The organism is Shewanella sp. POL2, assembly GCF_000282755.1.
Classification (GTDB): domain Bacteria; phylum Pseudomonadota; class Gammaproteobacteria; order Enterobacterales; family Shewanellaceae; genus Shewanella; species Shewanella xiamenensis.
Genome location: NZ_AKZL01000140.1, coordinates 1 through 6,945 on the forward strand (window position 1 = coordinate 1; position 6,945 = coordinate 6,945).

Below are 6,945 nucleotides of genomic sequence, written 5' to 3' on the forward strand. Positions count from 1 at the left end.
ATGGCAATAATTGCACCACAGGACGTAATTGCAATTGCTTTACCGTAAATTCCCCATTGATGGCCGCCACTACAATATCTCCATGGGTGGCTTGTAAGGCTCGGTCAACCACTAATATATCACCAGAGGAAATTCCGGCATCGACCATCGAATCGCCTTGAACTTTGACAAAAAAGGTTGCGGTGGGGTGTTTGATACAAAGCTCATTTAGATCAAGCGATTGCTCAATATAATCATTGGCGGGAGAAGGAAATCCCGCCGCCACCGATGTGCTAAAGAAAGGGTATTGGATTTTTGATTGTTCAGGAGTAACCATGATCATATGCATCTATATACTGTACATATGTACAGTATAGGCTAACTTTAGCATATGTCGAAGGCGTTTATGTCCTGTATTTGCCTAAGTAAACAATCACCCTATTGGAGTCTCGTGATCAAGCTGACTGACTTATGTAAGTCAATTTTTTATTGAAGTAACGGCAATAAAAACAAGTATTCACATAAAAACAGAGAATGCTTTTACGGTGCGCAGAATGGATGATGTGGGGCAAATTAAAGGTATTAAGTCGGTGCTGAATGATATGCCGCTTGTGATCATAAAGCCCGCAAAACTGAGGTTTTGCGGGCTTTACTCACAGGTATCAGCCTTAAAAATTATTTCAACGCCTCAGGGACGATGGGGTAGTTATCCCATACACGGCCGTCGCTCATTGAACGTACCAGCTTGATATATTCAGCATGGGTCCAGGCGAGCGGGGTGGCGGAGTTAGTGCCTTGGCCGAGTTGATATTGGTAACGAGTGGCGTTACCCACACCGTCCCATGCTTGTTCGGGGAGCATTAGACCCGCGTTGGCGAAGGTTTCCATCCCTTGCACATAGGTATTGATAAGTTGCTGCTTGGTTTGCTGTGCGTGAGCACCGCTTAGCTCTCCCTTGGCGCTGGCAAGGGCCAATTCAAAATGCCCACGCTCGCCAGTAAAGAAGGGCCAGACGCGGCCGCGTTGGTTGTCGCTATTACTGCCCGATTCGGCGTAGTTTGCGCCAGTGAGGGTATCTTCACCGTAGCCATCGTTACCGTAACGTCTAAAGCCTGGAACGCTGCTGCCATCCTTTGCCATAAAGTTGTATTTGAGGCGTAAATTGTCCTCAAGCTCGGTATTATCCACCAGCGCTAGGCTTTGATTAATCAGCTTATCGGTGGCGCCACGCACGCCATAGCGCACCAGTTCTAAAAAGCCGCCATCGAGGATCTGACGTTGATCTAATCCCGCACGGCCATTATTGGCGGCGAGTTGCTCGGCGGTGTTTGGCTCACCGTTGGGGCTTAATCGCAGATAATACGGCGCCTTAATGCCTTGGCTATCTGTGAGCAAACCTTGGGTCGTCACTAAGTGTTTTTCAAGTTGTTGGTTAAGCGACTTAGCGGTCGCTAGATAACGTTGACTGGCATCGCTGTCGTTTACTGCCTTGGCAATATCACTCGCGGCCACTAAGCCTGCGATCACTGCGGCCGTGGTGGAGGGCGAATAACCTGCCTGTTCTTCCCAACGTTCTTGTTGGGTTTTTGGTGGCGTAATTTGGGTGTGATTCCAGTCAAGATTGACTTCGCCGCCGCTGACTAAAAAGTCCGCCGCAGCTTTTAACATCTCTTGATACCAATGGTTAAGTTCAGCTTGACTGAGTACGCCTGCCTGCCAGAGTTTCCAGCCGAGCATGATAGGCATCGCCGTTTGGTCGAGCTGTACGCCCACCCATTCGATTTGGCCGTCCACATGGGTCTTTTGTAAAAACCAACCGGGTGTGCCGCTAAAGCCTGGGGTTTTATCGCTCACTTGCACCTTTTTAAGGTATTCAAAGGCGACTTTAGGCGTTTGGGTATCGCCCATGGCGAGAAATGCCATGGCGCATTGATAAAAGTCGCGCGGCCAAACGGCCTTGTAGCCTGTACTCGGTGTGACAGCAGGGACAGTATCGCCCCAAGGATTAGAAAGCGACGCGATAAGGGCGCCCGCGTAGGTTTTATCTTCCTGCGCCTTGAGTACCATGGCACTGGTATACAGCAGCTTGCCATTATCTGTGGTGCTTTGCGCCATATCAGGCATCGCCGGTAGCGATTGTAAATAACTGTGCCAACCAGCGTTGTATTGACTCAGCACTGCGTCATACCCCGCCGTTAAGCTGGCGTTGGCATTGGCTAAACTGCTGGCCTCATCCTGGCCAAAACCAATCGCCAAATTCACATTAAGAGCTTGATTCGCTTGGAGTGCGGGATAACTGGCGGTAAAAGCAATGTTGCCTTGAGTCGGATTTTCGGCGCTGCTGGTGGCCTGATACAGCGTATCGAGCTTACCGTTATCGGCTAAATCGGCCAAACCGTCGGATACACCGACAAAACCGGTGGTCGCCTGCGCAAAGTCGATATCCGATTTCACCGTCATCACGCTGCTGTGGGGATTCGCCGTACGAGCGATAAGGGCTTGATGATCGATTCTGCCAATATCATTCGCGCCCGCATTATCGATATGGGGATTAACGTATAAATGCGGTGTGATGCCAGCTTCAAAGGCGGTAAACGTCACGCGCATCATCAGCGTATCACGGTCGGGATCGGTAAAGATATGTTTTTCTATCTGATACTTACCTTCAACGTCGCGATTGATAATCTTATAGGCCAAGGATTGTGGGCGACCATTGGCATCGGTGTCTAAGTATTCAATGCTGCTGATCGTGTTGTCTTTCTCGGTATCGACAAAGCCATTGCCTGTGATCACAAATTGCAACTCTTTGAGCTGAGCATTATGAATAAGGCCGTACATGGTCTCGGTTAAAATCCCCTGTGCGACGGAGAACCACACTCGGCTAATGGGATTTTGCGCGCTGTCTTGGTATTGCCCCTGAGTATAAGGCTCATAGGAAGTACCGATACCGGTTTTGCCGGAGAACGCCCAGGTTGGGGCGTTACCGGGGGCGCCGGGGGCAATCTGTGCGTCTGTAGCTTTGGTGACTGTTTGTGTTGATGTATCTGTATTGGGGGCCGAGGGTGAGCAGCCCGTTAAGCTGGCAATGCCGATAAGGCTTGCGGCAATTGCGAGCGCAATCGGCTTACGAGTTAAGCTGCGGGCCTGCTGCGAAGGTACTGTTGTCAATGCCATATTTATCAAAATCTCCCCAATCAATAGATGGTGCTAATTGCGATTTATTCTTGTTGTAAGCTATGTGGCCATACGTCTTGGCGTTTAGTTGCCCAAACGCCCAAACGCCCAAACGCCAAGGGGGCCGAGTTGTAGGATCTGCGATTTACGCTTGAGAGTGCTGAGTATTCGGTTGCTCAACAAAGAGCACGGCAATCCCGGCGCAGAGCATCAGGACGCCGCCAGTGATCAGGGCATAGATGGGCTGACCATCAAATAATCCATTAAGAATTAAGCCTAAAACACTGGCCGCGAGCAGCTGTGGGATCACGATAAAGAAGTTAAAAATCCCCATATACACGCCCATCTTTTTCGGCGGTAAGGCGCCAGATAACATGGCGTAGGGCACGGATAGAATCGAGGCCCAGGCGATACCTACGCCAATCATGGGTAGCCATAACAGACTGGGATCTTTGATAAAATAGAAACTGATCAACCCAAAACCGCCGCAGAACATATTAAAGGTGTGAGTCAGTTTGATGCCGATGCGTTTAGCAAGCAGTGGGATAAACAGGGCCGCAATGGCCGAAAATCCATTGTAGGAGGCGAACAGTACGCCCACCCAATCGGCACCATCGTTATAGGCCTTAGACAACACATCGCTGCTGCCAAAATGGTAGGACGTCACCGCTGAGGTGGTGTAAATCCACATCGCAAAGAGCGCGAACCAAGAGAAAAACTGCACTATGGCTAACTGATGCATGGCCTTTGGCATATGGAATAAATCATCGACGACATTAAAGACAATGCCCAGTTGCGCGCGCTGTGAGGGCGCTGATTTGCCTAAACGCAGGGCGCAGTATAGTTGCAATGGGCCAAAGGCAAAAATCCCTAAGGTTAAAATATACAGCTGCTTATCTAAATCCTGTGTCCACACCGCAAGCGTCAGCAGTGCGCCTACAGCCATCCAAACGATAGCGGCAGATTGATAATTCTGATGGGTGCGTGTGCGGTTTTGTTGCTCATCTATGCCTGCGTCAGCATTGCCATGGAAGGCGGCGAGTTCATCGGGGGAATATTCTTTGGTGGACACAACAGTCCAAGCCACGCTAAGAAACAGCACTGCGCCACCAAAATAGAAGGCATAACGCACCGAATCGGCTATTTCGCCCGCGGGTGCGGTATTGGCGACAGCAAAGAAGTTGCTGAGAATATAGGGTAGGGCCGAGGCCACAACCGCGCCGATGCCAATAAAAAAGCTTTGCATAGCATAGCCTTGGGTGCGCTGCTTGGGAGGTAAATTATCCCCCACAAAGGCACGGAAGGGTTCCATGGCGATATTGATAGAGGCATCCATAATCCACAGCATGCCCGCGGCAATCCACAACGTAGGGGAATGCGGCATCACAAAAATCGCGAGAGTCGTACAAATGGCGCCGATTAAAAAATATGGTCGGCGGCGACCTAAGCGTCCCCAAGTGTTATCGCTCAGATAACCAATAATAGGCTGAACCAGCAGTCCCGTTAACGGCGCGGCAATCCACAGGATAGGAATATCATCGATAGAGGCGCCAAGGGTTTGGAAAATGCGGCTGACGTTGGCATTTTGCAGCGCAAAGCCAAATTGGATCCCCAAAAAGCCAAAGCACATATTGAAGATTTGCCAGAAATTCAGCTCGGGTTGCACCCTATGCACGGCGCGCTGCGCCACCTTGGGCGAGAAATTCTCTAATGGGGTAACCGTTTGTTGATCCGCGGACATGCAACTTCCCTTCAGTAGCGGGCAGCGGGGCTGCCTTGAGTCATTTATCGTTATAATTTGAAAGCTTAATCAATAGCTTTGGCTCAGTTTACGCATTATTGTGCCAGTTCGGTTTGGTCGCTATAAAGGTGTGTTTGATGCTAAAAAATAGCGAATATACCTCTCCCTCAGAAGCATATTCGCCAATAAATTCATTTTCATACTCTATGATGCAAATGCTCAGAAGCAGAAAAGAACCTAAGCCTGACAGCTATCCTCAAAGGCTGCTACCAGAAACGACCTCACAGTGTTCAACCCTACAAGCAGAGGGTGGAACTAGCGAATTTATAGTAGCCGCAGCGTCGATTGACGCACAACCGCTTACATACGTATTCATCATCCATTGATAACTCAAGTTAAACAGCTGTGTAACCTAATGGCAGCCTATTTTACACTCCTATGGGGTTGTATGGGTATCCAGTCAGTGGCTAAAGTGTCAGCAGCAGTGAGCAATAGACGCATTATGCGATTGATACTGCAAAAATAATGGAACAGTATGTCAGCAGATGCTCTCATGTAATCATGGTTAGCACCTGTCAAAATCGATTATGTTTTGAATAAAGGATATCTATGTTTGTTATCACCTTAACCTACAAAAAGCCGCTGGCAGATGTTGAGTTACATTTAGCTGCTCATATTGATTATCTTGATGCGTATTATGCCAAGGGCGTTTTTATCGCTTCGGGCCGTAAGGTGCCACGCACGGGCGGTGTAATCTTCGCTAAGGCGGAGTCGCGTGCAGTTCTCGAGGCTATTTTGCAGCAAGATCCTTTCTATACCGAAGACGTGGCTGAATTTGATGTGGTGGAATTTGTGCCAACCAAAGCCGCCGCAGGATTCGAGCAACTCATTGAGACACTTTAGTGATTTTTGCAAATTGTAAAATACAGATATTTATACCAATGATATTTGCTATAAATGCAATAATTGCGGGTGTGGTGCGAGAAATAAAATGAAAACACGGTCCGATGATTTAGAAATACTGCTTGCTGTCGTCGACAGTGGTGGTTTTTCGGCGGCAGCTGAACTGTTAGATATTCAAGTTGCCCGCGTGTCTCGGGCGGTGAGCAAGGTTGAAAGCCAAGTTGGCGTTTCTATTTTAAATCGCACGACTCGCCGGATCGAATTAACCGAGGAAGGTCGCCAGTTTGTTGAAGCCATCCGAATTGGCTTATTACAGATCCAGCAGGCTGAAGAGGATATCATTACTCGTGGAGAGCTACCGAGAGGCCGTTTACGTGTCGATGCCGCAAGTCCCTTTGTGTTTCATCAATTAGTGCCGCTTATCCAGCCATTTAAGCAAACCTATCCCGATATTGAATTGGAACTCACCTCCAACGAAGGTTTTGTCGATTTGCTTGAAAAGAAAACCGATCTCGCGATCCGCATTGGCAACTTAACGGATTCGACTTTGCATGCTAGGCCACTTGGGAAAAGCTTGCTGTACATTGTAGCCTCACCAGATTACCTATCAAGGCGCGGTTTTCCCAATAAAAGCAGCGATCTTATTCACCACGATTTGCTGGGATTTTCTACCCCTAAAACCCTCAATGATTGGCCACTGAACGGATTTACTCGGTTTACACCTACATTAACCTCAAGTAACGGTGAAACGTTAAGGCAGCTTGCATTAACGGGTAATGGTATTGCCTGCTTATCGGGATTTATGGTGAAAAAGGATATCGCTGAGGGGCGTTTAATCCCCTTATTGGAGAGTGAAAAAATCACCAATACCGGCCGAGAGCAGATCAATGCGGTGTACTATAAATCTTCTACCGTCGCGAAACGTATCTCGGCCTTTATTGATTTTATTCAGCCTAAGCTAACCCTGTAAGCGGTAGGGCAACACTTGTCGTATTGACGTGTTAGTGAACATTTTTGCATTTACAACAAAAATCATTTGTCTTTATTGCGCTCAATGTCTCTTGTTGAGTTTGCTAGTATGTTTGCAACGAAATGAGAGGGTTATATTATGACGCAATCACTGTTTCAACCGATCACCTTGGGTGCAT

The 6,945-nt window shown here is 48.3% G+C and carries 5 protein-coding genes; 2 read left to right on the forward strand and 3 right to left on the reverse strand.

Annotated features, from left to right (window positions below):
- The 3 genes from umuD to SHEWPOL2_RS21145 form a co-directional block, all read right to left on the reverse strand.
- Nucleotides 1-316 (reverse strand): translesion error-prone DNA polymerase V autoproteolytic subunit (umuD, locus tag SHEWPOL2_RS21135; protein ID WP_239642796.1); only part of this gene is annotated, 316 nt, incomplete at its 3' end.
- A gap of 338 nt (nucleotides 317-654) precedes the next feature.
- Nucleotides 655-3,153, reverse strand: coding sequence for a glucan 1,4-alpha-glucosidase (locus SHEWPOL2_RS21140; protein WP_037431414.1), 2,499 nt, complete (start codon nucleotides 3,151-3,153; stop codon nucleotides 655-657).
- Nucleotides 3,154-3,298: 145 nt separating this feature from the next.
- Complete coding sequence (locus tag SHEWPOL2_RS21145; protein WP_037431415.1) at nucleotides 3,299-4,894, reverse strand: MFS transporter; 1,596 nt, start codon at nucleotides 4,892-4,894, stop codon at nucleotides 3,299-3,301.
- A gap of 609 nt (nucleotides 4,895-5,503) precedes the next feature.
- On the opposite strand from SHEWPOL2_RS21145, the gene SHEWPOL2_RS21150 reads away from it, so the two are divergent.
- Nucleotides 5,504-5,797 (forward strand): YciI family protein, encoded by a 294-nt coding sequence (locus SHEWPOL2_RS21150; protein WP_037431416.1) that lies wholly within the window; start codon nucleotides 5,504-5,506, stop codon nucleotides 5,795-5,797.
- Between the two features lie 88 nt (nucleotides 5,798-5,885).
- A complete protein-coding gene (locus SHEWPOL2_RS21155; protein WP_037431418.1) occupies nucleotides 5,886-6,767 on the forward strand; it encodes a LysR family transcriptional regulator in 882 nt (293 codons plus the stop codon).
- Nucleotides 6,768-6,945 lie beyond the last annotated feature (178 nt).

Bases quoted from the DNA above. Each gene is read 5' to 3' on its own strand.
- SHEWPOL2_RS21150 (WP_037431416.1), top strand. From the start codon at position 5,504: ATGTTTGTTATCACCTTAACCTACAAAAAGCCGCTGGCAGATGTTGAG.
- SHEWPOL2_RS21155 (WP_037431418.1), top strand. From the start codon at position 5,886: ATGAAAACACGGTCCGATGATTTAGAAATACTGCTTGCTGTCGTCGAC.
- SHEWPOL2_RS21140 (WP_037431414.1), bottom strand. From the start codon at position 3,153: ATGGCATTGACAACAGTACCTTCGCAGCAGGCCCGCAGCTTAACTCGT.
- SHEWPOL2_RS21145 (WP_037431415.1), bottom strand. From the start codon at position 4,894: ATGTCCGCGGATCAACAAACGGTTACCCCATTAGAGAATTTCTCGCCC.